General features: G+C 58.0%; 22 protein-coding genes. 7 read left to right on the top strand and 15 right to left on the bottom strand.

Annotated features, from left to right (window positions below):
• Window positions 1–12: 12 nt before the first annotated feature.
• Both CKX93_RS03470 and CKX93_RS03465 read left to right on the top strand, forming a co-directional pair.
• Window positions 13–267 (top strand): DUF6489 family protein, encoded by a 255-nt coding sequence (locus CKX93_RS03470; RefSeq protein ID WP_076755329.1) that lies wholly within the window; start codon window positions 13–15, stop codon window positions 265–267.
• A gap of 75 nt (window positions 268–342) precedes the next feature.
• Complete coding sequence (locus CKX93_RS03465; protein ID WP_076755328.1) at window positions 343–1,323, top strand: malate dehydrogenase; 981 nt, start codon at window positions 343–345, stop codon at window positions 1,321–1,323.
• Window positions 1,324–1,383: 60 nt separating this feature from the next.
• Here the strand turns inward: CKX93_RS03465 and CKX93_RS03460 are convergent, their stop codons facing one another.
• From CKX93_RS03460 to rpmE, 4 genes are all read right to left on the bottom strand, one after another.
• Window positions 1,384–2,664: a type II toxin-antitoxin system HipA family toxin gene (locus CKX93_RS03460; RefSeq protein WP_076755327.1), complete on the bottom strand. Its 1,281-nt coding sequence runs from the start codon at window positions 2,662–2,664 to the stop codon at window positions 1,384–1,386.
• The gene (locus CKX93_RS03455; RefSeq protein WP_076755326.1) at window positions 2,654–2,992 is read right to left on the bottom strand and encodes a helix-turn-helix transcriptional regulator; all 339 of its coding nucleotides are present in this window, start codon (window positions 2,990–2,992) and stop codon (window positions 2,654–2,656) included. The genes CKX93_RS03460 and CKX93_RS03455 overlap by 11 nt, the downstream gene beginning before the upstream one ends.
• Before the next feature lie 135 nt (window positions 2,993–3,127).
• Entirely contained in the window at window positions 3,128–3,940 is an 813-nt protein-coding gene (locus tag CKX93_RS03450) for a thermonuclease family protein (protein ID WP_159435520.1), read from the bottom strand.
• Window positions 3,941–3,952: 12 nt separating this feature from the next.
• Window positions 3,953–4,156: a 50S ribosomal protein L31 gene (rpmE, locus tag CKX93_RS03445; protein ID WP_076755325.1), complete on the bottom strand. Its 204-nt coding sequence runs from the start codon at window positions 4,154–4,156 to the stop codon at window positions 3,953–3,955.
• 415 nt (window positions 4,157–4,571) lie between these two features.
• Here rpmE and rimO point away from each other — a divergent pair, with 415 nt between their 5' ends.
• Window positions 4,572–5,912, top strand: a complete 1,341-nt coding sequence (gene rimO, locus CKX93_RS03440) for a 30S ribosomal protein S12 methylthiotransferase RimO (protein ID WP_076755900.1) — start codon at window positions 4,572–4,574, stop codon at window positions 5,910–5,912.
• A gap of 35 nt (window positions 5,913–5,947) precedes the next feature.
• On the opposite strand, the gene argA is transcribed toward rimO, so the two are convergent.
• Both argA and glgX read right to left on the bottom strand, forming a co-directional pair.
• Window positions 5,948–7,264 (bottom strand): amino-acid N-acetyltransferase, encoded by a 1,317-nt coding sequence (gene argA, locus CKX93_RS03435; RefSeq protein WP_076755899.1) that lies wholly within the window; start codon window positions 7,262–7,264, stop codon window positions 5,948–5,950.
• A gap of 37 nt (window positions 7,265–7,301) precedes the next feature.
• The gene (glgX, locus tag CKX93_RS03430) at window positions 7,302–9,458 is read right to left on the bottom strand and encodes a glycogen debranching protein GlgX (protein ID WP_076755324.1); all 2,157 of its coding nucleotides are present in this window, start codon (window positions 9,456–9,458) and stop codon (window positions 7,302–7,304) included.
• A 73-nt stretch (window positions 9,459–9,531) separates the two neighbouring features.
• Between glgX and CKX93_RS03425 the strand changes: the two genes are divergently transcribed.
• The 4 genes from CKX93_RS03425 to ilvD are packed head-to-tail and all read left to right on the top strand — an operon-like array spanning window position 9,532 to window position 13,871.
• Complete coding sequence (locus CKX93_RS03425; protein WP_084178682.1) at window positions 9,532–10,629, top strand: aminoglycoside phosphotransferase family protein; 1,098 nt, start codon at window positions 9,532–9,534, stop codon at window positions 10,627–10,629.
• Entirely contained in the window at window positions 10,626–11,378 is a 753-nt protein-coding gene (gene murU, locus CKX93_RS03420) for an N-acetylmuramate alpha-1-phosphate uridylyltransferase MurU (protein ID WP_076755322.1), read from the top strand. Before CKX93_RS03425 ends, murU begins: the two co-directional genes overlap by 4 nt.
• A gap of 29 nt (window positions 11,379–11,407) precedes the next feature.
• Window positions 11,408–11,956, top strand: a complete 549-nt coding sequence (ubiT, locus tag CKX93_RS03415; protein WP_234982802.1) for a ubiquinone anaerobic biosynthesis accessory factor UbiT — start codon at window positions 11,408–11,410, stop codon at window positions 11,954–11,956.
• 13 nt (window positions 11,957–11,969) lie between these two features.
• Entirely contained in the window at window positions 11,970–13,871 is a 1,902-nt protein-coding gene (gene ilvD / locus CKX93_RS03410) for a dihydroxy-acid dehydratase (RefSeq protein WP_076755320.1), read from the top strand.
• A gap of 116 nt (window positions 13,872–13,987) precedes the next feature.
• Here the strand turns inward: ilvD and CKX93_RS09565 are convergent, their stop codons facing one another.
• From CKX93_RS09565 to CKX93_RS03370, 9 genes are all read right to left on the bottom strand, one after another.
• Window positions 13,988–14,185, bottom strand: coding sequence for a PIN domain-containing protein (locus tag CKX93_RS09565; protein ID WP_420828608.1), 198 nt, complete (start codon window positions 14,183–14,185; stop codon window positions 13,988–13,990).
• The gene (locus CKX93_RS03405; protein WP_234982801.1) at window positions 14,127–14,396 is read right to left on the bottom strand and encodes an AbrB/MazE/SpoVT family DNA-binding domain-containing protein; all 270 of its coding nucleotides are present in this window, start codon (window positions 14,394–14,396) and stop codon (window positions 14,127–14,129) included. Before CKX93_RS03405 ends, CKX93_RS09565 begins: the two co-directional genes overlap by 59 nt.
• Before the next feature lie 43 nt (window positions 14,397–14,439).
• Complete coding sequence (argE, locus tag CKX93_RS03400) at window positions 14,440–15,555, bottom strand: acetylornithine deacetylase (protein WP_338065991.1); 1,116 nt, start codon at window positions 15,553–15,555, stop codon at window positions 14,440–14,442.
• Between the two features lie 61 nt (window positions 15,556–15,616).
• Window positions 15,617–17,014: an MBL fold metallo-hydrolase RNA specificity domain-containing protein gene (locus CKX93_RS03395; RefSeq protein ID WP_076755319.1), complete on the bottom strand. Its 1,398-nt coding sequence runs from the start codon at window positions 17,012–17,014 to the stop codon at window positions 15,617–15,619.
• Between the two features lie 91 nt (window positions 17,015–17,105).
• Entirely contained in the window at window positions 17,106–19,805 is a 2,700-nt protein-coding gene (locus CKX93_RS03390; protein WP_076755318.1) for a translocation/assembly module TamB domain-containing protein, read from the bottom strand.
• Between the two features lie 34 nt (window positions 19,806–19,839).
• Window positions 19,840–21,561, bottom strand: a complete 1,722-nt coding sequence (locus CKX93_RS03385; protein ID WP_076755317.1) for an autotransporter assembly complex protein TamA — start codon at window positions 21,559–21,561, stop codon at window positions 19,840–19,842.
• A 62-nt stretch (window positions 21,562–21,623) separates the two neighbouring features.
• On the bottom strand, window positions 21,624–21,950 hold the full coding sequence (locus CKX93_RS03380) for a hypothetical protein (RefSeq protein ID WP_076755316.1): 327 nt from the start codon (window positions 21,948–21,950) through the stop codon (window positions 21,624–21,626).
• Window positions 21,951–22,000: 50 nt separating this feature from the next.
• Entirely contained in the window at window positions 22,001–23,080 is a 1,080-nt protein-coding gene (locus tag CKX93_RS03375; RefSeq protein WP_076755315.1) for an ABC transporter ATP-binding protein, read from the bottom strand.
• Complete coding sequence (locus CKX93_RS03370; RefSeq protein WP_076755896.1) at window positions 23,064–24,713, bottom strand: ABC transporter permease; 1,650 nt, start codon at window positions 24,711–24,713, stop codon at window positions 23,064–23,066. Before CKX93_RS03370 ends, CKX93_RS03375 begins: the two co-directional genes overlap by 17 nt.
• Window positions 24,714–24,764: the final 51 nt, after the last annotated feature.

Here is a 24,764-nt window from a genome sequence, read left to right as displayed (position 1 = left end):
AGGAGGTTGGGCATGAAAATCAATATCAGTGTGGATGCGACCCCACAGGAAGTGCGCACGTTTCTCGGCTTGCCCGATCTGGAGCCACTACAAAAAGAATGGCTGGATGATTTGTCCAAGCGCATGCGCGAGGGCCAGCCAGGCTATGAGGCCATGGCCTTGATGCAGCCGATCATGCAAGGCGGCATGGCGAACATGGAAGCCATGCAAAAGGTGTTTTGGAATGCGATGTCGCAGGCCGGCGAAAAAGGTGAAGACAAAAGCTAAGGCTTTTGCGCTGCAGCACGCGCAATCCTCTGCTAAAATCAGGGACTTTGTTCCCTGAAGAAGCGGAGAAGTCGTATGAAAGCCCCTATGCGTGTTGCCGTCACTGGCGCTGCTGGCCAAATTGCCTATAGCTTGCTGTTTCGAGTTGCCTCCGGCGATATGCTGGGTAAAGACCAGCCGGTAATCCTGCAGTTGTTGGAAATTACCCCGGCGCTGGACGCCCTCAAAGGCGTCGTCATGGAATTAGACGACTGTGCATTTCCGCTGGTAGCCGGTATCACCATGAGTGATAAGCCAGAAGAAGCTTTCAAGGATGTGGATGTGGCTTTATTGGTCGGTGCCCGTCCTCGTGGCCCAGGCATGGAGCGCAAAGACCTGCTCGAAGCCAATGCCGCGATTTTCTCCGTGCAGGGCAAGGCCTTAAACGATGTCGCCAGTCGTGATGTGAAAGTGCTGGTGGTGGGTAACCCGGCGAATACCAATGCCCTGATCGCGCAGCGCAACGCGCCTGATTTAAACCCCGCTAATTTCACCGCGATGACGCGCCTGGATCACAACCGCGCCCTAGCACAGCTGGCCGCCAAGACCGATGCGCATACCACCGATGTGAAACAAATGATTATCTGGGGCAACCACTCGGCCACGCAGTATCCGGACATCAGCCAAGCCACGGTCAAAGGCCAAGCCGCTTCCGGCCTGGTGGCACGTGACTGGTATGAAACTGACTTTATTCCCACGGTGCAGCAGCGCGGCGCCGCCATCATCAAAGCCCGCGGCGCCTCCAGCGCTGCCTCTGCCGGCAGCTCGGCGGTCGACCATGTGCGAGACTGGGTGCTGGGCACCCCGGCCGGTGACTGGGTCAGCATGGCCATCCCCTCAGATGGCAGCTACGGCATCGAAAAAGGCCTGATCTACTCCTTCCCCGTCACCTGCAAAAACGGCCGCTACGAAATCGTCCAAGGTCTAGATATCGACGATTTCAGCCGCGAGCGCATGTCCGTCACCGAACAGGAGCTGCGCGAGGAGCGCGACGGCGTCGCCCACCTCCTCCCCTAAAAACCGGGACAGATTTATTTTCTGTAAACACCGCTGGCGGCCTAAGGGCCGCCAGTTTGTTTAAGTCAGTCGCCCATGAAGCTTGGCCGGCGCCCCCTCAAAGACAAACGGATTAAAAAACACCCGGTTTGCCAATAGGGCTCTGTCCTGAGCGCTAAGATTGGCTGCTGCCGCCACTTCATTCCAATGCGCTTGAATGCCGGCCACTTGTGCTTCAATCAATTCATGAGCATCCGTGGCATCGACGAGGAAATGCGGCGCTGCTGCCAGACAACTGGTCAAGCGACTCCAACGATCTTCACCATGGATCAACATCGCTTGGGTCGCCTCATTGCCAGTGCGCATCTGCGGGCAGATGTCGTAAGCAGGGGTGAGACTCAAGCCATCGCCATCCCAAAAGGCGGCGTGATTGCGCGCATGATCATCGGTATTGCCACAAAGAACATTAAACACCAGCCGCGCAAACAGTTCTTTTAAGGTCTTCTTGGGTTGGCTAAAGCGGTAACGAATGATCTCCGCCAGATCGCTGTAGCTGGCGTACCTCGCCATCATTTCATCTAAGCCAAATAAGGTAAGGGCGGATACCATGGCCCGGCGCTGCCAGCCCTTTTGTGACCATCGACGATCAAAGCGCTCAATCAGCAAGACATCTTTCCCCGCTATTTTTTCTAGGTGCACCGGGGCAACCTGAAGACCCACGGCTTGGCCAAGTCGCATGGCCATGAATTCAGCCTGGACAACGTTATAGGTGTCATTGGAAGAGGAAAATTTGGCAATGAATTGATGATCTTCACCCGCAACTGCCGCTTTGGGTCGAGCGCCCCCGAGAGAGCTGCCATGCAGCAAGGCCTGATCTAGCTCGGGTGACAAAGCCACGCCTTGCTCGAGTCGCTCTGAGGCACTCAGTAACTCTTCTAAACTCGCTGGCGGTGCTTGGCGAGGCACATATTCATGGGGTGATTGTTGAAAGTCCAGAGCCCCAATATGGTCTGAGCCGGAATGCAATAAATAAGTGAGTTCATCCACCGTGCCGATATCTGCTTGCCGAGCTTGAGTGCCCATCAAGCGATTCAGTACGACGCGTCGCCCCCAAGCATCAGGCGCACTATCTCGCAAAACCCCCGCCATGCTCAGCCCCGGCAGAGGGTTGATCTGGCCCGCTTGCAACGGCAGCTCAGGTAAATAAAGCGATAGGGCATCGGCTCGCTCTAGGTAACTTTGGCCATAGTTAAACAGAAACCGATCGCCAGCACGCGAAATTCGTCCCGCAACAACAGGCGTGGTTGCCCCGGGTAGCCAAACCCAGACATAGGCCTCCTGATGTTGGGCTTTAGAAATCATCTTTTAAGTTCTTCGCGCTGGAGCGCACGGATTGGGGCAAGAGGCTGAGTCTATCTTGCAAGCTAGCCAAGTGCCGGCTCAAGGTCTGAGGATCTGCATTGAATAACGGGATGCCCAAAATAGCGGCCAGCTCAAAACTAGCGCCAATGGAGCAGCCCATGTCTCCAGATTCGATGCGGTACACCAAGCCACGCGATATGCCGGCCCGTTCAGCCAGTTCGGCGATGGTCATACCCCGGTCTATCCGCGTGCTGCGAATTAAATTTCCTAGCAGTTCAGTGGCCTCGCGGGCATAACGTGAATAGCTGCGCGTGACAGGCTTGCTCATCAGCAATGTTCCATGAAAAGATCACTAAAGTATTTTGAGATCTAATTATAGAACATATCAATCAAAACCGGGACAGATTTATTTTCTGCTAACACCGCTGGCGGCCTAAGGGTCGCCAGTTTGTTCAGGGCAGGCCTAGGGTTGGCTTTCGAGCACAACCAGATCGATGGGATGGCGCAGGTTAATGCGATTCTCGCCCCGCGAGACATACATAAAGCCCCGGGCTTCAACGCGCTCACCCACCAGCTCTTCAAAGTCGATGCCATCAAAATAGCCCAGGTCGCCATGGTCGACGCGAAGCGCGGCGCGGCCCTCCAGATTAATCCATACCGAGCGCCGCCCAAAGCCGATGCGGGTGACCCGGCCGGTGATGAACTGATAACCGCGCATGTCTTCGCTGAGGTGGGTGCTGGGAATCGGTTGAGTTTCATCTAGGCTCCAGAGTCTGAGGTTCGCTGCGCGTGCCTGATTCTCAGCATCCCTATAGCAATCGGCAAAAAGATGATTGGGCGGGAAAATCATCCGCGTCGCCAAGCCCTCGGCCATCAGCAGCGCGGCCACGGGCACACCATCGGAGGTGAACATATGCGCTAAGCGCCGGCCGAAGCGATCCTCAGGGCGAACATCATCGACAAATACGAAGACAGCGTCATGATCTTCAACCAGCTGAATGAGCACCTCGCGCGCCTCGATCGCATAAGGCTCAGGATCCCGGTCGGCATTGCGCCAAAATATCTCAGGGGTGTCCAAGCCAATCAGGCGCACCCGTGTATCATCGCTAAGGCGCACGGTGTCGCCATCAATGACAAACTCAACCGTGGCGGGCTCGCCCTCGACGCTTAAGTTCTGACAACTGGGGGGCAGTGCCTGCGTGGGATTGAGCCACGCGGCAAACACAAAAAAGGCGCCGGATACCAGCGCCTTTCGTAGCACCTTGTTGACTGACAACAAGGCCAGTGATCAACGCCCGTAACGACGGCGGAACTTGTCCACCTGTCCGGCGCTGTCCAACATTTTTTGCTTGCCGGTGTAGAACGGGTGGCAAGCAGAACATACTTCCACGCTCAAGGAACCGCCGGCATGGGTGGTTCGCGTTTGAAAAGAATTGCCGCAGCTACAGCTGACAGTCACTTCATGGTATTCGGGATGGATATCCGCTTTCATTCAGGCAGCCTCTTAAAAGCCTGTGGCGCTGGGAAAAGGGGGGCAATATACTGTATTGCCGCGTAAGTCTCAAGCATTTGACTGCGCAGAATGGATAACTGAGCTTTAGGCAGCAATCTGCGAATGAAGCTTTAGGCTTGGCAGCTAAGGCCCTTGTCTGTATGGATTTTTTGGAGTTTTCCACAAAAGCTGTGGATAAGTATGTGGACGAAAGTCTGAAAACACAGCCCAAGCCGCGTCGTTGCGACCTGACGCTCACTTTGGTTATTTTCTGACCATAATCATAACCATCTGTTTTTAAAAGTAAAATTTCATTTGCTAATATTCACGCACCAACATAATGCAAGTCGCCTTTGATAGCGGTGCAAGCGAACCACCTTTGTGCATAACTTTTTCAGGTCAATACCCAATTACCATGAATTCTGTCGTCTCCCCACCCGTTCAAAACCCTCAGATTGGCTTTGTCAGCCTGGGCTGTCCCAAGGCTTTATCTGACTCTGAGCACATACTGACGCGGCTGCGCGCCGAGGGCTATGCGATCAGCCCCAGCTATGACGGTGCGGATTTGGTGATCATCAATACCTGCGGCTTTATTGATGCGGCGGTCGAAGAGTCTTTGGACGCCATCGGTGAGGCGCTAGCGGAAAATGGTCGGGTGATCGTCACCGGCTGTTTGGGCGCCGATGCCGAGCGCATTCGCGAGGCGCATCCAGAGGTCCTGGCGATCTCCGGTCCGCATGCTTTTGAGACCGTCATGGGTCATGTGCATGAACATTTGCCGGCACCTCATGACCCTTACACCAGCCTGGTGCCGCCCCAAGGGATTCGCCTCACCCCGCGGCATTACGCCTATTTAAAGATCTCGGAAGGCTGCAATCACCGCTGCAGCTTTTGCATTATTCCGCATTTTCGCGGCGATCTCGTCAGTCGTCCGATCGGTGATGTGCTGGATGAAGCGCAGCGCTTGGTCGAGGCCGGCGTTAAAGAAATTTTGGTGATCTCCCAAGACACCAGCGCCTATGGGGTGGATGTGAAATACCGCACCGGGTTTTGGGGCGGGCGTCCGGTGCGCACGCATGTGCAGTCTTTGGCGGAGGCGCTGGGTGAGCTGGGGGTCTGGGTGCGCATGCATTACGTCTACCCCTATCCGCATGTCGATAATCTGCTGCCACTGATGCGCGATGCCAAGATCCTGCCCTATCTGGATGTGCCGATGCAGCACGGCAGTCCCAAGATTCTCAAATCCATGCGCCGCCCAGCCGCGGCTGAACGCATGCTCGAGCGCATCGCCCGCTGGCGCGAGATCTGTCCGGACATCACTTTGCGCAGCACCTTTATCGTTGGTTTTCCCGGCGAGACGCATGAAGACTTCGAGACGCTGATGGAGTTTATCGAGGTGGCCCAGCTCGATCGTGTCGGATGTTTTGCTTATTCGCCGGTCGATGGTGCGCCGGCCAATGATTTGCCGGGTGCTGTCCCCGAAGCAGTTAAAGAAGAGCGCCGCGCCGCGTTCATGAACGCCCAGGCGCAAATCAGTGCCGCCCGCCTGCAAGCCAAGGTCGGTAAAAGCCTGAAGGTGCTGATTGATGCAGTGGATGAGACTGGGACCGCCATTGGCCGCTCCAGCGCCGATGCGCCTGAGATTGATGGCCTGGTACATATCCCCGATGCCGCGCATCTGCCCGTGGGGGAATTTGTGACGGTGCAGGTCGAGTCCGCTGACGAACACGATCTCATGGCGCGCTTGATCCCCTGATCATTACGGCGGGATCTTTCCGCACAAGCTAGGCGCTACAAGCGTTTAACAAAGATCTTGGAATTGCGCTGATAGTTATAAAGCTCGCGCCGATCCACCGGCAGGGCCTCGATGTCGCCGGCTTGGAAACCCCGCTCTTGAAACCAGTGCGCTGTGCGCGTGGTCAGCACGAACAGCTGGCCAATGCCCAGTCGCCCGGCCTCGGCTTGTAGGTGCTCCACCAAGGTCTCCGCGCGGCCACCGCGCCGATATTCCGGGTGCACGGCAACACAGGCCAGCTCAGCCACGCCCTCAGCAGCAAACGGCAGCAGCGCCGCGCACGCCAAAATCATGCCGTCTTGCTCAATCACCGTGAAGCGCTCGATCTCCAACTCCAATTGTTCGCGCGAGCGCCGCACCAAAATTCCCTCGGCTTCCAGTGGCTCGATGAGTTCAAGAATGCCGCCGATATCTTCGATGCTGGCCGGGCGCAGCCGCTCATAGGGCTCGCCGGTGACCAAGATCCCAGCACCTTCGCGGGTGTATAGCTCAAGCAAAAGTGCGCCATCTTCATGGCGATTGACGATATGCGTTTTTGGGACGCCTTGCCGGCAGGCCGCCACCGCGCTTTCTAAATGCCAAACCAGTTCATCATTCAGCGGATGCTCACTATTGAGCCATGCCGCCGCCTGATCCGAGCTCAGATGCGTCACCGTCTCACCGCCTTGGCGCAGCGCCGCAGTATCCGAGAGAAAAATCAGCTTGTCGGCTTGCAGCGCCACGGCCGTGGCCACCGCCACATCCTCAGCGCTCAAATTAAAGATCTCACCCGTGGGGGAATAGCCCAGAGGCGGCAAAAGCACCAACTCGGCGCCGGCCAAGCGGGAACGAATGCCGGCGGTATCCACTCGCCGCACTTCGCCCGTGTGTTGATAATCGACCCCATCGCGCACCCCTAGGGGTCTGGCGGTGATGAAATTACCTGAAGCCACGCGCAGGCGAACGCCCGACATAGGGGTGTTGGCCAGACCCATGGACAGCAGGGCTTCGATTTCCGCGCGCAGACAGCCCGCGGCTTCTTTGACGGCCTGTAGGGCTTGGTCATCAGTGAGGCGCAGGCCGTTAACGTAGCGTATTTGCGCGCCTTGGCTTTCGAGGCGCTGCTCGATCTGCGGCCGGGCGCCATGCACCAGCACCAGACGCACGCCCAGGGTTTGCAAAATAGCGATGTCGTGCAGCAAAGCCGCAAAATTCTCCTGCAGCGCCGCCTCGCCATCAAAAGCAATCACAAAGGTACGATCGCGATGCGCATTGATGTAGGGCGCAGCGTCTCTGAACCATGCGACGGGAGGTATGCTTGCCTGCTGTTTCACGATGCCCTGTCCAAGCGCCAAATGTGGCCCCAGTATACTAAACCCCGTTCACCCGCGGCACCGGACGGCTGACGTTGCACAATAAGACCAGTGAGCGTTCATGCAAGGGATAAATCTCTTGCGTATGAAAAGCTCTTTGGTCAGGCCTTAAACCGCGCGGGAAATGCGTATCCAACAAGACCTCCCAACGCGTGCGTGCCGGCTCTGAAGGTAGGCGAAAGGCAATCGGTTCATCGCCCGAGTTCATCAGCAACAACAGATCATTGTCCTGTACCCGCCGTCCCCGCTCATCGTATTCCTCAAATAAATCCCCAGCGATGAGCATGCCGAGGCTACGCGCATAGCCTTGTTCCCAGTCGGCATCTTGCATCTCCAGTCCATCGGGTTTGAGCCAGACCAAGTCTTTGACCGGCGCCCCCATCGCGGAGCGGCCCTGAAAGAAGTGTCGGCGCCGCAGCGCCGGATGCGTTTTACGCAGTTGGATCACATGCTGCGTGAACGCCAAGAGGTGGCCTTGCTCTTCGTTCAAGGCCCAGTTCAACCAAGAGATTTCATTGTCCTGACAGTAGGCGTTGTTGTTTCCACCCTGGCTGCGGCCGCGCTCATCACCAGAGAGCAACATGGGAATGCCCTGCGAAAAGAACAGTGTCGCTAAAAAATTACGCTGCTGGCGGGCGCGCAGCGCACAGATCTTGGGGTCATCCGAAGGCCCCTCAACGCCGCAATTCCAAGACAGGTTATGGCTTTCACCATCACGGTTGTCCTCACCATTGGCCTGATTGTGTTTATCGTTGTAACTCACCAAATCCGCTAAGGTGAAGCCATCATGGCAGGTGACGAAATTGATGCTGGCATAGGGGCGCCGGCCGCTGGATTCATATAAGTCCGAGGAGCCGGTTAAGCGAAAGGCGACATCGCCCAACACCTCACCCTGACCCTTCCAATAAGCCCGCAGACTATCGCGATAACGGCCATTCCATTCGGTCCAGCCCACCGGGAAATTGCCCACCTGATAGCCGCCTTCGCCCAAGTCCCAGGGCTCGGCAATCAGCTTCACCTGCGACAAAATCGGGTCTTGGTGGATAATGTCAAAAAACGCCCCCAAGCGGTCGACTTCATGCAGTTCCCTGGCCAGAGCTGAGGCCAGGTCAAAGCGGAAACCATCGACATGCATCTCCTGCACCCAATAGCGCAGCGAATCCATGATCAGCTGCAACACCCGCGGATGTTGCATATTCAGCGTATTACCACAGCCCGTGTAGTCCATGTAATGCGCCCGGTTGTCACCCAACAAGCGGTAATAAGCGCTGTTATCAATGCCGCGAAAGGACAGCGTCGGGCCCAAGTGATTGCCCTCGGCCGTGTGGTTGTACACCACATCCAAAATCACCTCGATGCCGGCCGAATGCAGGGTTTTGACCATGGTTTTGAATTCATTAATCTGCCCTGAGGCGCTGTAGCGAGTCTCTGGCGAAAAATAACTGGCGGTGTTGTAGCCCCAATAATTCTTCAGGCCCAGGTCCACCAAGCGTCGGTCATCCAGAAAGCTATGTACCGGCATCAGTTCCACGGCGGTCACGCCGAGGCGCTTGAGATAAGCAATCACCGGCGCCGTGGCTAAGCCCGCATACGTGCCGCGCAGCTTGGGATGCACCTGCTCATTTAAGCGGGTAAAGCCTTTGACGTGCAGCTCATAGATGATGGTGTCATGCCAGGGAGTCGCCGGGCGGCGGTCGTCGCCCCAAGTAAAAGCCGTATCCACGACTTCGCAGCGCGGCATGCCAGCGGCGGAATCGCGGGTATCCATCACCTCATCGTCTTCTGCCTCGCCCACGGTATAGCCAAACAGCGAGTCGCTCCAGCGCACGTTGCCAATCAACGACTTAGCATAGGGATCCAGCAAGAGCTTATGCGGGTTAAAGCGATGCCCTGCAGCCGGATCATAGGGCCCATACACCCGATACCCATAAAGCTGACCAGGGCGCGCCTCAGGCAAATAGCAATGGAACACCTGATCGGTTTGCCAGCGCATGGGGATGCGCGTGTTTTCCAATGGCTGGCCGGGCTCGAACAAACAGAGCTCGACCTTCTCCGCATGTTCTGAGAACAGCGCAAAGTTGACGCCCTCGCCATCCCAAGTGGCGCCCAGCGGGTAGGGGGTTCCAGGCCAGACAGCCCAGTCAGCGACGTTCATGCCCATTCCTTATTCACGATCGTGCCATAATCGGCAAAGTACACTGGTCAAACAAGCCCCTAAGCCGCACAACATGACCTCCATCGCCTTTCCACAAGACGATCGCTTTGCCGCTCTCACCGCCTGGGTGGCTGAAGTGCTGGGTGCCGATGCGCCCGTTCCTGAGCCGCTGCATGCCGATGCCAGCTTTCGCCGCTATTACCGTTTGCAGGGCTTGCTACAGCCCTTGGTTGTCATGGATGCCCCACCCGAGAAAGAGTCTCTGGAGGCGTTTGCGCGCATTGACGCCTATCTGCGCACCTTAAAGCTTTCCGCGCCCGAGATCCGTGCCATGGATACCGAGCAAGGCTTTGCGCTTTTAGAAGACTTGGGCAATCACCGCTTTAGCCGCGCTCTGAATGCCGGAGCCGACCCTGAGGCTTTGTATCGCCTGGCCACCGACACCCTAGTGGCCTTGCAGCAGCGTTGGCCGACTTTAGCCGCCCAGGAGATTGCGCCTTATGACGAGGCGGTGCTGCTGCAAGAGGCTCTGCTGCTTTTGGATTGGTATTGGCCAGAAGCTTGGCAAAGTCCTTGTCCTGATGAGGTGCGCCAAGCCTATATTCAGGCTTGGCAAGAGGTGCTGCCAGCGGTGTTCACGCTGCCTCAAACCTTGGTATTGCGCGATTATCACGTCGATAACCTGATGGTTTTGGCCGGGCGCAGCGGCATCTCTGCCTGTGGGCTATTGGATTTCCAGGATGCGCTTTTGGGTAATCCCGCGTATGACCTGGTCTCGCTGCTGCGCGATGCCCGCCGCGATGTGCCTCCCGAGCTGGCCGATGCCATGAAGGGCCGCTTTTATGAGGCGCTGGTGGATGAGAACCCGCAAGCCTGGGAGGACAGTTATTGGATTTTGGGGGCGCAGCGCAACAGCAAGATCATCGGCATCTTTACGCGCCTATGGCGGCGCGACCATAAGCCCGCTTACTTATCGCACCTGCCTAGGGTCTGGCGCTTGTTGGATGAAGAATTGCAGCAGCCAGCGCTGGCGCCCGTGCGTGCCTGGTTTGAGCAATATCTACCATTGCAGCGGCGCTTAGCCTTGGCGGAGCGCGCCGAGGAAGAGTTGCTCGCCTCAAGCGCCCGTGCTGAGCCTGAAGCATCGGCTCCATCGGAACCACGCACATGACCACCGAGGCGATGATACTGGCGGCAGGGCGCGGCGAGCGCCTGCGGCCACAGACCGACCATACGCCAAAGCCGCTACTGCCGGTGGCCGGCCGGCCCCTGATCGTGCACCACCTAGAGCGCCTTTCCCGCGCCGGCTACCAGCGGGTGGTAATCAATGTGGCGCATCTGGGCGGACAGATCGAAAAGGCCTTGGGTGATGGCGGCACTTGGAATTTAGAAATCGTTTACTCGCGTGAGGCCGAGGCCTTGGAAACAGCAGGGGGTATTGTTCAAGCCTTGCCGCTGTTTCAAGAAGAGTGTTTTGCCGTGATCAATGGTGATATCTGGTGCGAGCATCCCCTAACGCCACCGCCATTAGTCATGGACTTACCCACAGATGAGTCACCTGCGCTGGGTGAGTCAACGCTGGCACATCTGGTCATGGTGCCCAATCCGCCGCATCATCCTCAGGGAGATTTCGCTTTAAAGAATGGCTTACTTCAAGCCCAAGGCGCGCGCCAGTTCACCTTTGCCGGCATCGGTTGGTACCGCAAAGCCCTTTTTGCGGGCTGCCGCCCCGAGCGCTTGGCCTTAGCGCCGTTGCTGCGGGCGGCGATGCAGCGTAATCAAGTATCGGGAGAGCTCTTCACCGGAACATGGGTGGATGTCGGAACACCCGAGCGGCTGCGGTGGGTTCGTGAGCATCTGGGCGATGCGCAAAAAAGCCCTGATACCAATAGTGTTGGGTTCAGCGGCCAAGACCAGTAAACTGGTGAGTCAATTCAAGCTTTGTTCGTATGGGTAAGCCGCTTATGACTTTGCCTCAATCCGCTGTGCTATTGCCCTTGGGTGCGGCTTTGCGTCTGTTGCCCGATTCAGTACATACCCGTGTCTTTAGTGCGTTGTTGAACCATCTGCTCAAAGGCCAGCCTGCTGCTGAAGACTTGGGTCCCTTGGAAGGTAAGCGCATTTGTCTGGCAGTCACCGATCATGCCGGCAGCGTGTGTTTTCAGGTCCAAGGTCAGGGAGTGAAGGCCTCGCCAATGAAATCCGACAGCGACTGGGATGTACGAATTCGCGGCCGCTTAGAAGATTTTTGGCGACTGGCCACGCGCAGTGAGGATCCCGACACCCTGTTCTTCAGCCGTAAGTTGGACTTAGAGGGCGAAACCGAGGCGGGTTTGTATTTGAAGAATTTACTCGATACCACCGAACCCGACTGGGAAAGCCATATTCATGCAGTGATGGGTAAGACCGCCGGCACCCAAGCCGTGAAAATGCTGACGCGTTTGGGTCTGGGTCAATATTTGCCGGGTGGCCTACACCCCACGCATACCACTGATTAAGGAGCGCCAAGCCATGCCGCAGTATCGTTCCCGCACCACCACTCATGGCCGCAACATGGCCGGCGCCCGCGCCCTATGGCGCGCCACCGGCATGAAAGATGGCGATTTTGACAAACCCATCATCGCCATTGCTAACTCATTCACCCAGTTCGTGCCGGGTCATGTGCATCTCAAAGATCTGGGGCAGTTGGTCGCTCGCGAGATCGAGCGCGCTGGCGGTGTGGCCAAAGAGTTCAATACCATCGCTGTGGATGATGGCATTGCCATGGGCCATGACGGCATGCTGTATTCCCTGCCCTCGCGGGAAGTGATTTCCGATGCGGTGGAATACATGGTCAATGCCCACTGCGCCGATGCTTTGGTGTGCATCTCCAACTGCGACAAGATCACCCCCGGGATGCTCAATGCGGCGATGCGCTTGAACATCCCCACGGTGTTTGTCTCCGGCGGTCCTATGGAGGCTGGTAAGGTCAAGCGCCAAGGCAAAGTGATTCATTTGGACTTGGTCGATGCCATGGTCACCGCCGCTGACAGCCGCGCCAGCGATGAAGAGGTGATGGAATACGAGCGCTCGGCCTGTCCGACCTGCGGTTCTTGCTCGGGTATGTTTACCGCCAACTCCATGAACTGTCTGACCGAGGCCTTGGGTTTGGCTTTGCCCGGTAATGGTTCGTTGCTGGCCACCCACTCCGATCGCGAGGCTTTGTTTTTGGAAGCCGGGCGCACCATCGTCGACTTGGCGCGTCGCTATTATGAGCAGGACGACGCCAGTGTGCTGCCGCGCAGTATCGCCAGCTTCAAGGCGTTTGAGAATGCCATGAGTTTGGATATCGCCATGGGCGGCTCCACCAATACCGTGCTGCATCTGTTGGCGGCCGCTCGCGAAGGTGAAGTGCCTTTTAAAATGGCCGACATTGACCGGCTGTCGCGCAAAGTGCCCAATATCTGCAAAGTTGCGCCCGCCACGCAGAAATACCACATGGAAGATGTGCATCGCGCCGGTGGCGTGATGGCGATTTTGGGTCAGTTGGAGCGCGCCGGTTTGATTCATGCCGACCTGCCGACGGTGCACAGTCCAACGATGGGCGAGGGCCTGAATCGCTGGGATGTGTCGCGTGAGACCGCTTGTGAAGAAGCCAAGTCGCGTTATCTCGCGGCGCCCGGCGGCATCCCGACTCAGGTCGCCTTTTCGCAGTCTGAGCGCTGGGATAGTCTGGATCTGGATCGCGAAAACGGCTGTATCCACGACGTCGAACATGCCTATTCTCGCGATGGCGGCTTGGCCGTGCTCTACGGCAACATCGCTTCGGAGGGCTGTATCGTCAAAACCGCCGGCATCGATGAGAGCATGTTTGAGGTCGATCAGCTGCGCTACACCACCAGCGTTCCGACCTCAACGCTGAAGGTGTTCCGTGGTCCGGTGCGCATTTATGAAAGCCAAGATGCAGCGGTAGAAGCCATTTTGGCTGACCAAATCAAACCCGGTGATGTGGTGTTGATTCGTTACGAGGGTCCCAAAGGCGGGCCGGGCATGCAGGAAATGCTCTATCCCACCAGCTATCTCAAGTCCAAGGAACTGGGCAAGGTCTGTGCGCTGGTCACCGATGGCCGCTTCTCGGGCGGCACCTCGGGCCTGTCGATTGGCCACTGCTCCCCCGAAGCCGCCGAGGGTGGCAACATCGGATTGGTGGAAGAGGGCGATATCATCGAGATCGATATCCCCAATCGCAGTATTCGCGTCGACTTAAGCGATGACGAGCTGGCTCAGCGCCGCCAAGCCATGGACGCGCGCGGCGCCAAGGCCTGGAAGCCCGTCAACCGCAATCGCGTCGTCTCGCAGGCCCTCAAAGCCTACGCCCTCATGACCACCTCCGCTTCCGAAGGCGCCGTGCGCGACATCAGCCAACTCTCCTAAAAATGGGGACAGACCCCCTTTTTTTAAAAATGGGGACAGACCCCTTTTTTCGCAGACCCCTTTTTTCGCAAGCTTTTGTCGCGTGCTGTAAACAATCCCCTTAGTGCCCACGCGAATCATTCGGAAAAGACCTTCAAAAAATCACTCGCGGTGATAATCGAAAAAGACACCTTTTCCCTGAGCGCCAACAGGTGTTTGTCGCCACTTATCAGCGCATCTGCATCTCCAGCTAGAGCAAGATGAAGAAATGGAATGTCAGCAGGATCTTGGCAGGGTGGCGTTTGGGGCAGAGTCGGAGCCTCGAGACCAGTCAACGGCCGCCTGAATATCTGTTTCGTTGACGCCCAAGGCCATTAATTTGGCGCGCACCGCATCGCTTCTCTGGATGCGAACCGGGGTCAATATAATCTGGCCGGCGCGGGTTTCTATCTCAAAGTATTGCGGCTCCCCAACTTCTTTGGTGATTGCTTTGGGGAGAGTGAGTTGGTTTTTTGACGTCAATTTTGCCAGCATGGCTATATCCATAAGTAAGAATTCCTTACATTCTGACATTCAGTAGGCGGCATTTCTAGTCTGCCGTCAGGGCATGGATGGCTTTCTTCAACAGCGTTATGCAGGGTTCCACACGCTCCAACGCCAAGTACTCATCGGGCTGATGGGCTTGGGCGATATCACCTGGGCCGAGCACCACGACTTCACAGCCTAACTGCTGCAGGAACGTTGCTTCGGTGCCATAAGCGGCGGAAATGGGCCGTTGGTCGGTGAGTTTGGCGCAGAGCTGGTTTAATGGCCCCTGAGGCGAGGTGGAAAATGCCGGGATGCCCGGGAATAAAGGAATCCACTCATGGCTTAAGCCGCTGCCCTCAAGAGCTTGCTGCACGGTATGGTGTAGGTCCGCAAGCAGCGACGCGGCATCCATACCCGGCAGCAAGCGCAAATCCACATGCAGCTCGCACTGACCGCAAATGCGGTTGGGGTTATCGCCGCCGAAAATTCGCCCTAGGTTTAGCGTCGGAACCGGCACCGCGAAATCGGCATTTTGATATTGCGCCTGCAATCTGTCACGAAAACTCAGCAGCGCTGCGATCACGGCATGCATGCCCTCCAAGGCATTGCGCCCGAGGCTGGGGTCGCTGGAATGCCCCGCCTGGCCGATGACCCGAATGGCGAGCATCATAATGCCCTTGTGCATGTGCACCGGCCTTAAGCCGGTAGGCTCTCCCAGCACCGCATAGCGCCCAATCTTCCAGCCTGACTCTACCAAAAAGCGCGCCCCGGACATGGTGCTCTCCTCATCGGCCGTGGCCACCAGGCGCACCGGTGCCTTGAGCTGGCGGGGCGAGAGCTCAGATATTGCGGTGATCGCCAGCGCCAAAAAGCCCTTCATATCACAAGTGCCGAGGCCATAGAGGCGGGCATCGCGTTCCACCAATGTAAACGGGTCGCTGGACCAAAGCTGGGGGTCGCAGGGCACGGTATCGGTATGGCCACACAGCGCCACTCCTGCATCGGGATCGCCCTCACCCAGCTGCGCCACCAGATTAAATTTGCCGGGCGCATCCGGTATCTCGCGGACCTCCACAGCCATGCCGATATCTTCGCACCAGTTGGCCAGTAGCTCGGTGATCGCCCGGTTGCTCATGTCATATTCCGGCGAGACGCTGCTCACCGACGGCGATGCCACCAGCTGCCCTAAAAAATGGGGACAGACCCCTTTTTTCTTAAAAAGGGGTCTGTCCCCATTTTTAAATGACGACGGTGTCTTCATAGGCCGGGATGCGCGCATCGATGCCGCGGTCTTGCAAGGCCGCCGCCAAGGCCTCGCGCGCCTTGTCCTCGCCATGCACCAAATGAAACACCGGTTTGCCGGTGAAGCCCTGTGCCCAAGACAGCAGTTCACTTTGCCCGGCATGCGCCGAGAAGCCGCCCAGCGTATGGATTTGGGCGCGCACGGCAATCTCCTGCCCGAAGATCTTCACACTGTCCGCGCCATCCACCAGTCGGCGCCCCAAGGTGCCGCGCGCCTGAAAACCGACGATGACCACGTGCGCCTGACGCCGCCAAAGATTCCATTTGAAGTGATGCGTGATGCGCCCGCCCGTGCACATGCCCGAACCCGCGATCACAATCGCACCGCTTTTGACGCGATTAATGCCCATCGATGCCTGCACCGATTGGGTAAACTCCAGCTGCGGCAGATAGGCCATGAGCTCACCATTGCCAGGCGCATGCGTCGCCTCGACATCGGCCTTTTTTAGCAAATCTTGGCGGCGCGCATACAGCTGAGTCACGGCAATACCCATGGGGCTGTCAACAAAGACCTTGTGTTGCGGCAACAGGCCCTGCTGATGAAAAGCGCCGAGGTGGTACAAAAGCTCCTGGGTGCGCCCAACGGCAAACGCTGGGATGAACACATTGCCGCCCTCGCGATCCGCACGAGCCAGGATCTCAGCGAACTCTTCCAGCGTGTCAGCCAGCGGTCGATGATCGCGGTCGCCATAGGTGCTTTCCAGCAGTACCATATCGGCGTGCTCGAGCCTGGCCGGGTCATGCATCAAAGCCACATCGCGGTTGCCTAGATCCCCGGAGAACACCAGATGCCGCTGCCGCCCGGCATCTTGAATGAATAGCTCGACAATCGCCGAGCCCAAGATATGGCCGGCATCATGGAACTTCACCCGCATATCGCCGGTGAGTGCCATATCTTCGCCGTAGCGAATCGGTTTTAACTGCCCCAACGTCTGCTCCACATCTTCCATGTCATAGGGCGCTGGAAGGGCAGCCTCATCACGACGCTGACGCCATTTATTCTCTTGGGCCAGATCGCGCAACATCAAATTGGCCGAGTCCCGCAACATGATGGGCAGCAGCTCGGCAGTGCCTTCCGTGCAAAAAATATCGCCGCGATAGCCGTCCGCCACGAGTTTGGGCAGCAGCCCGCAATGGTCCAAATGCGCATGCGAGAGCACCACGGCATCCAAATCTCTGGCCAGTGCTTTCAGCGATCGTCGATTAAACTCATTCGCCTGACGATCGCCCTGACGCAAGCCGCAGTCCATCAACACCCGGTGTTGATCCGTGGTCAGCAAATAACGCGAGCCCGTCACCTCGCCCGTCGCACCCAAAAATGTCAGCTCAGCCATCCGTCTAAAGTATCAAAAACCGGCAAAACCCGGGCAAAACCCGGGACGGATTTATTTTTTTCGGATGAAAAAATAAACCCGTCCCGGGTTTTTAGCGTTCGAGGCGGTAGATGAGGTCCATGCTCTGGGCCTCGCTAGAGGAGGCGGTCTCTAGGCTGAGGCTGCGCGTTAGCGCGTACTGCAGCATGACCGTGTTAACAGCATCAAACAGGCCCACGGAGTAGCGCAGCAAAAGCCGCGGCGACAGATAACGGCCCATCACCAACGCCGCGCTTTCCAGATCGGTCCCGGTATCAATCCGAAACTCATCCAAGCCCAATTCCTGGCCCATGCGATCGGTGATAAAGCCACCGCGCTCAATACCCAGCACGGCAATGGCCTGTACCAAAGCATCCGCATCCCCCTCACCAGCGCCGGATAAGGGGCGCCCCGTGACCAACAGCGACAAGGTGTCGGTCTCACTGGTGGGCGGCGATGAAAACAGCCGCGAGCGAGGCTCAGCCGCCGTGCCGGTAAGCTCAATGCCCACCGTAACGTTATGCGCCGGCACCTCACGAAAAGCCCGAATATTCAGCCCCGGATTGTCCGGCGGCCCTTGGAAAATGACCATGCCACGCTCGACCGTGAGGTCCTGCCCATAGGCTTTATAACGCCCCTCAGCCACCAAAATTTCCCCAAATAAGCGCAGCGGCACGCCCGGTGATTCATGGATCGCCAAATCGCCGGTCAAGCGCGCATCCAAGCCATACCCACTGATACGCACATCATCCCCGAGACCCGCGCGCACTCGAGCCACAATCAGCAGCGGATCGGCCACCTCAGTGTCGTCGTCGATAATGATTTCATCACGCGATACCCCCACGGCTTGCGGCGGCAGCTGCGCCAAAGCAACAAGAGCGCGCGGCACGTCCACCGAGCCATTAACGATGATGCGCCGACCAATGATCAGTAAATCCAGATCTGGTGAGACATGCGCCTCAATGTCAGGGCGGCGCAGCAGCTCAAAGTTCTCCCCTTGAACTTGCAGGCTAATAGGCAGCTGCCCATCGGGGGTTAAGCGCAGATTGCCGTTCAGCCGCAGCTCCCCCTCTCCAGAGCGCGCACTGCCCGTAAGCTCCAAGGTATTCTGTTCGCATTGGCACAGGCTTAGCTGGATATCCGTGACCTCAATGCCCGCCTCGGGGATGCGCATCCGCCCCTCTTGAAGCTGCAGCTCGCCGCCCAGCTCAGGCCGGCTCAACAAACCGCTCAGTTTCAGGTCACCGCTGAGCCGACCATGGGTGTCGCGAAGGTCAGGCACCAGCAAAGCCAACACGCTTAAATCATCCAAAGCCAGCTGCAGATCTCCATCGAGCTCGGTTTCGCCATCCAAACGTGGCTGCAAAGCCACCCGGCCGGACAGAGTGCCTTGTTGAAGAAATTCCACATTCAACTGCGCGATGAGCTCATCTCCGCGACGAATCTCAGCGCTCGCTGAGATTCGATCATCCACATGCTCAGGCAGCTCCACATCCGGAGCCCAAGGCTGCAGCGGGTAATCGTCCAGATCAACGCGCACCATGCCCTCGCCGGTATATGTGCCTTGAGCCATCACGCACAGGCGCGCATCAGCCTGCATTAAGCACAAATCCTCGAGCCGCGCTGCCACCCGATTGAGCGCCAATACAGCCGGCTCGCGCAGCGTCCAATCACCCGCCAAGGCTTGGCTGATATCCAAGCGATCTACCATGCCCTGCCAAGAAGGACCGCTGGCCAAGCCGCCCGTCAAGCGCAAAGACACATCTCCTTGATTACTGCGCACATCCAAGCTGAGCTGATGCTCCTCAGCCAAGCCGATGCCTTGTAAATGAGCCGACGGAACGCTCAACGCAGAACCGGCAACCAACTCATCCAAACGTATATCCACCGCAAAAGGCCGCTGCGGATCAATGCCCACATCGAGGTCCAGAAAAAGCCCGCTCAATCTGAGGTCAGCGCGCGTCAGGTCGCGCAGCTGGCCACGCAGGCGAAGCTGCGGTTCGGCCAATGGCCCGTGGATTTCCAAGGCCAATGCTAAATGCCCATCGACATCCGGCAATAGTCCCGATAGCCGCGGTGCGGCAATCACCAAATCTACATCCAGCTGGGTATCAATCTGAGCCTCTAAAACCACGCGGTTGCCGCTGGCCAAAATCTCCAGATGCGTGATATCTAGATGCTGAGCGCCGGCCGAGCCCGCCAACTGCAATGCATCCAGCCGCAGCAAAGGCCCATCAGCCGTCTCCAGTAACAAGTCGCGGATGCGCGCTTCATCCACGGCGATGCGCAAAGGCAAAGGCAGCTTCAGTCCTGTGGGCGCTTGAAGACCCAGCGTCTCCCAAGCCGCCTCGGCGCTTTGCGGTATTTCCTCCAATACAGGCGAGGGCGCATCAGCATCAGCACCAGCATCAACATCGACATCAACAGCAGTATCAGCGGCAGCAAGCAAACGCAGCCGCAAACCATCGCCAAGCAGCCGCGTGATGCGCACACTGCGTTCCTGCCACAAAGCTGGCCATGCCAGAGCGACCTCGAGCCTGTCCAAGCCAAGTTCCAGGGCGGGGTGCTGATAATGCACCCCCTCGAGCCGAATTCCCGAGAACAGGCTCCCCTCCAGCGCCTCATAGCGAACCTCACCCGGCACAAAGTCCAAGCCCAGATCCAGCGCCCAACGCGCACCAGGCTGCGTCCCCAAAAGTACCGCCAAAGCACCCGCCACCAACAGCATCAATGCCAACAGCGGCGCCACCACCCACAAAAGCAGCCGGCGCATCACGAACCCAACTCCAAAGCAAAGTCCCCGCGCATCACAAATCCAGCCCCATCGACAAATGCAGGCGGAAATTGTCCCGGCCATCCGAGGGGCGGGCGATATCGACGCGAATCGGGCCGATCGGCGAACGCCACCGCACGCCAAGGCCATAGCCGTATTTCAGGTCATAGTCTTGCGGGTCATCAAAAGCATTGCCGGCATCGATGAACGCCGCTGCTCGCCATGCGCCGAACAAAGGCGTATCCACCTCGGCCGTGCCGGTGAGCAAATGCTTGCCGCCCAAGACCCGGCCTTGTGCATCGGTCGGCCCCAAGCGCTGATAACCATAGCCACGCACACTATTGTCACCGCCCGCGAAAAATCGCAGAGTCGGCGGCAGGTTATCAAAGTCACTCATCCAGCTGGTGCCGCCCTCGGCCCTGAGCAACAGGCGCTGCTCGCCAAACGGTAAGATCAGCCGAGCCGAGCCCAGCGCCTGTACAAAACTCACGGTGGACACCAAGCCATCATAGGCGCCGCGGGCCTCACCGCGCAGACGCCAGCCTTGACGCGGAAAAATGGGATCATCGACTTTGACCCGCATCAGCTCATAACCCGGCATCAGCAAAGTGGCATTATCGTCGCGCCCAGCAATGGTGAATTTTTCCCGTTGATAGCGTAGATATTGGGTATGCACCCAGCCCGAGCTGCGCTGTTCCATGAGCGCGGCGCCCAAGGTGGTGCGCGTCGTATCGGCCGTGCTGGTGTCTTCTCGCTGCACACCAGCGGTCAGATTAATGCGCTCACGGGCGGGGTCGCCCTTGGGGATCTCAAAATTAAAGCTTAAGTTTGAGCGCACAGGCGAGAGCTCGCTATCCAGCTGATAGCGATGCCCGCGGCGGTTGGCGCGATGGTTCTCAATCCCTAAGCGAAGACGTGGCCCCACATCGCTAGAGGCGCCAACACCCGCCAAGTAAGACCACTTATTGCGGGCGCTCATAATGAGATCGATCGGCACCTCCAGATCCTCAGCATCTTCCACTCGGGTCTCGAGGTGCACATCGGCGAAATAGCCGCTATTGATAAATGCCTGTTGCAGCTCAATCAGACAACCTGCATTAAACGGCCTGCCCTGCTCACAGGTAACAAACTTGCGGGCCAGAGAGTCATGCAGCACATCTTGCTGCAGATCGATGGGCCCCAAGCGATAGCGCGGTCCACTGTTGAAATGCAGCACCACATCGGCCGTGGCATCGGCGCGATGCACCTGCAACTCGCTGACCTCAAAGACCGCTTCAAAATAACCCCGCTGCGCCGCCAAGTTCGCCAAGCCGCGTTTGAGAGCCTCATAGCGATCATGGCGCAGCACGTCCCCCTCGGCCAAAGGCGCCGCCGCCGAATACCCTTCAAATGCGGGATCTTCCAATGCATCACCGCGCAGCTGCAACTCGATATGACGCACCCTCGTCTCGACACCGGGGCTGATCTCTAACTCCAGGCTCCAGCAGTCATCCTCACGTTGAAACTGATAATTCACGCTGCTTTGGTAATAACCCAAGGCGCGCATGCCGCGATCCACTTCATCGGGGATGGTGCGCAATAGGCCGCGCTCGCGCCAGCTGGGAAAGTCACAAGCCTCGCTGGCGATGCGCAAGCCCAACCGCACATTATCGGCCAAGACGGGCTCAACGCCGCTAATGTTGATGCGTGGCTCTTGGCCCCAGGCGGGCGCAGAACACAGCACCAAGGCCATGGCCAAGGCAGGGTATTTACTCATGCTTTTATGGTCGCCGCTTTACCCCCGAAGGTTCAAGTCGGGGGGCCACAAAGTGATGCGGATCAGACTTGGGCGTGGCGCAGCGGCTGGCGGCTAGGGGAACGGCGATGCGAAAGAATCACCATCACGGTTTGACGCTTACCGGCGGGCAGCGCCTGCACAATTGCCCGGCCCAAACTTTTGGAGGTATCCCCCACCAAGCGGGCAACGCTCAAGGTCGGCAAGCTGGTGGCCAAGCGCAGGGCATCAGAGAGATCCAGACTTTCCAGAGTGCGCAGCTGAGCATCGCGCTCCAGCTTCATAAATCGCGCACGGGCCATCTGCCAATGGTTGTCAGACAGGGCTTTGGCAATGATGCCAAAGCTCGGGTTCAGGTTGCTGTGATTCATGGCGCACCCCCCTTGAGGAAAGAGCGGCATTGTACCGATCACAGCAGAATTTAAAAGCCCATTTTTAAAGTTTTTTCACCGCTATGGCGTTTTTCGAAAATCACCAGATGGGTAAAGGCCAATTTTAGTGGGATGCGCTCGCCCAAAGCGAAGTTGTAATGCGAGGGTGACAGGCAAATCACCTGGGTTCCCGAGGCCAGTCTCAAGGTGTACAAAAAGCTGGCGCCGCGAAAGGCTTTGTCCAGCACTTCGCCATATACCGTGCTGTTGTCATCGGGAAGGATGTCGTCCGGGCGCACCAAAACATCCACCGGCGTGCCGCGCTCGCAATGCCCCGGAACGCGGCCAATAATGATGCCCAGCTCAGTCTCCACCTCATGATCATTAAGCACTGTGCCCGGCAGGATGCGCCCCTGACCGATGAAGTCAGCCACAAACCGCGCCGCCGGCTTGTGATACAGGTTATAAGCCGTATCCCATTGCAGCATGCGCCCGTCGTTCAAAACGGCGATGCGGTCAGCGAAAGCAAACGCTTCGTTTTGGTCGTGCGTCACCAGCATGGCGGTGATGTCTTCATTTTTCAAAATGCTGCGCACTTCCCGCGCCAGACCCTCGCGCAGCTCAACATCCATATTGGAGAAAGGCTCATCGAGCAGCAGCACGCGCGGCCGAGGCGCCATGGCCCGGGCTACGGCAATGCGCTGTTGTTGGCCGCCGGACAGGGTATGCGGGTAAACATCACCGCGCCCCGCCATATCAATCATTTTTAATAATTCCTGCACTCGTGCCCGCCGCCGAGGGGCGGACTGATGGCGGATGCCAAAGGCGATGTTCTCGGCAACGCTTAAATGCGGGAATAGCGCGAAGTCCTGAAACACCATGCCCACCTGACGTTTCTCTGGCGGCTGATGGCGCCCGGGGCGACTGACTTCGTGGCCCTCGAGCAGGATGCGGCCACCGCAAATGGGCTCGAAGCCAGCGATGGCCCTTAATAACGTGGTCTTGCCACAGCCACTGGGGCCCAACAGACAGCCAATAACCCCGGCATTGAGGGCAAATGAGATGTCATGGACCACGACCGTGCTGTCGTAGCCCACACTCACTTTGTCCAGCTCAAGGTGTTTGATCATGTCCGGGTCGCGATCGACTGATACTGCGGCTGATCAGAATCACCGGGATGATGCCAACCAGCACGATGGCCAGGGCGGCGCTGGCAGAATCCGCCAGTCGCTCATCCGAGGCCAGCTCGAATGCGCGCACCGCCAAGGTGTTGAAGTTAAACGGACGCAGTATCAGGGTCGCCGGCAGTTCTTTCAAGACATCCACGAAAACCAACAACAGCGCTGTGAGCAAACTGCCGCGCATTATCGGCATGTGCACCTGTCTTAACACCCGGCCCGGGGACATGCCCAAAGAGCGCGCGGCATCATCCATGGAGGGTTTGATTTTCGCCAGGCCCGCATCGACGGTATTGAGTGATACCGCCATGAAGCGCACGCAATAAGCAAACACCAAAGCCACCAAGGTCCCCGAGAGAATCAGGCCCGTGGAAAGATCAAAGCGCTCGCGCATGAAGCTATCGATGCTGTTATCGATAAAGGCAAACGGCAGCATGATGCCCACAGCGATCACCGTGCCGGGGATGGCATAACCCATGCTGGCGATGCGCACCGCTGCATTGGTGGGACCCGAGGGCGATAAGCGCTTGCCGTAGGCCATGATTAATGACAGCAGCACCGCGAGCACCGCGGCAATCGCTGCTAGGGAAATGCTGTTCCACACCAAGCGCAAAAACTCCGGGCGCAGCCACATATCCGTGGTCGCCATCGCCCATTGCAACAGCTGCCCCGAGGGGATGAGAAAACCCAGCACAATCGGCAAGCCGCAGGCCGCCATCGCCGCGGCAGCCATGCCGCCCCGCAGCTCATAACGCGGCAGTTTCGAATAGCGCGCACTGGTGTGGTGAAAACGCGCCCGGCGCCGCGAGTAGCGCTCCAGCACAATCAACACCAAGACAAAAGTCATCATCAACGCCGCTAATTGCGCGGCCGCTCCCGGGTCGCCCAGGCCAAACCAGGTGCGAAAAATGCCGGTGGTGAAGGTCGGGATGCCGAAGTATTCCACCGTGCCGTAATCCGCCAAGGTCTCCATCAGTGCTAGGGTCAAACCGGTGATAATGGCGGGGCGCGCCAAGGGCAGGGCGACGCGCCGAAAACCCAACCAAGGTCCCGAGCCCAGGGTGCGCGAGACCTCCAAAACGCAAACGCTTTGTTCTAAAAATGCCGCCCGCGAGAGCAGGTATACATAGGGATAAAGCACCAAGGTGAGCATGGTGATGGCCCCGGGGATGGAGCGGACTTCCGGGAACCAATAGTCCCCCCAGCCCCAGCCGGTGAAGTCTCTTAAAGCGGTTTGCACCGGCCCGGCAAAATCCAGCATGCCCGTGTAGGTGTAAGCAATGATGTAGGCTGGCATCGCCAGCGGCAGCAGCAGCGCCCATTCAAAGACCCGCCGCCCCGGAAAATCACACATGCTCACCAGCCAAGCCGTGGGCACGCCGATCAGTAACACGCCGATGCCTACGCCAATGAGCAGGATCAGTGAGTTCAAAACGTAATCGGCGAGCACCGTGGCCCGCAAATGCATCCACACCTCCGAGGCGGGGATAAACACATGCGCGAAAATCACCAACACCGGCAAGGCTAAAATGGCAGCGATGAGCAGCGTGCTGACGCCCCAGGCATCAGGGCGGCGGATACGCAAACGCGCAAGCGCCCCAAGAGGGGCGCCGCGCAGGTCCTGCGAATGAGGCGT

It is taken from the genome of Ectothiorhodosinus mongolicus, from assembly GCF_022406875.1.
Classification (GTDB): domain Bacteria; phylum Pseudomonadota; class Gammaproteobacteria; order Ectothiorhodospirales; family Ectothiorhodospiraceae; genus Ectothiorhodospira; species Ectothiorhodospira mongolica.
The sequence above is the reverse complement of the archived record's forward strand: the minus strand, read 5'-3'. Positions and strand labels throughout refer to the sequence as shown.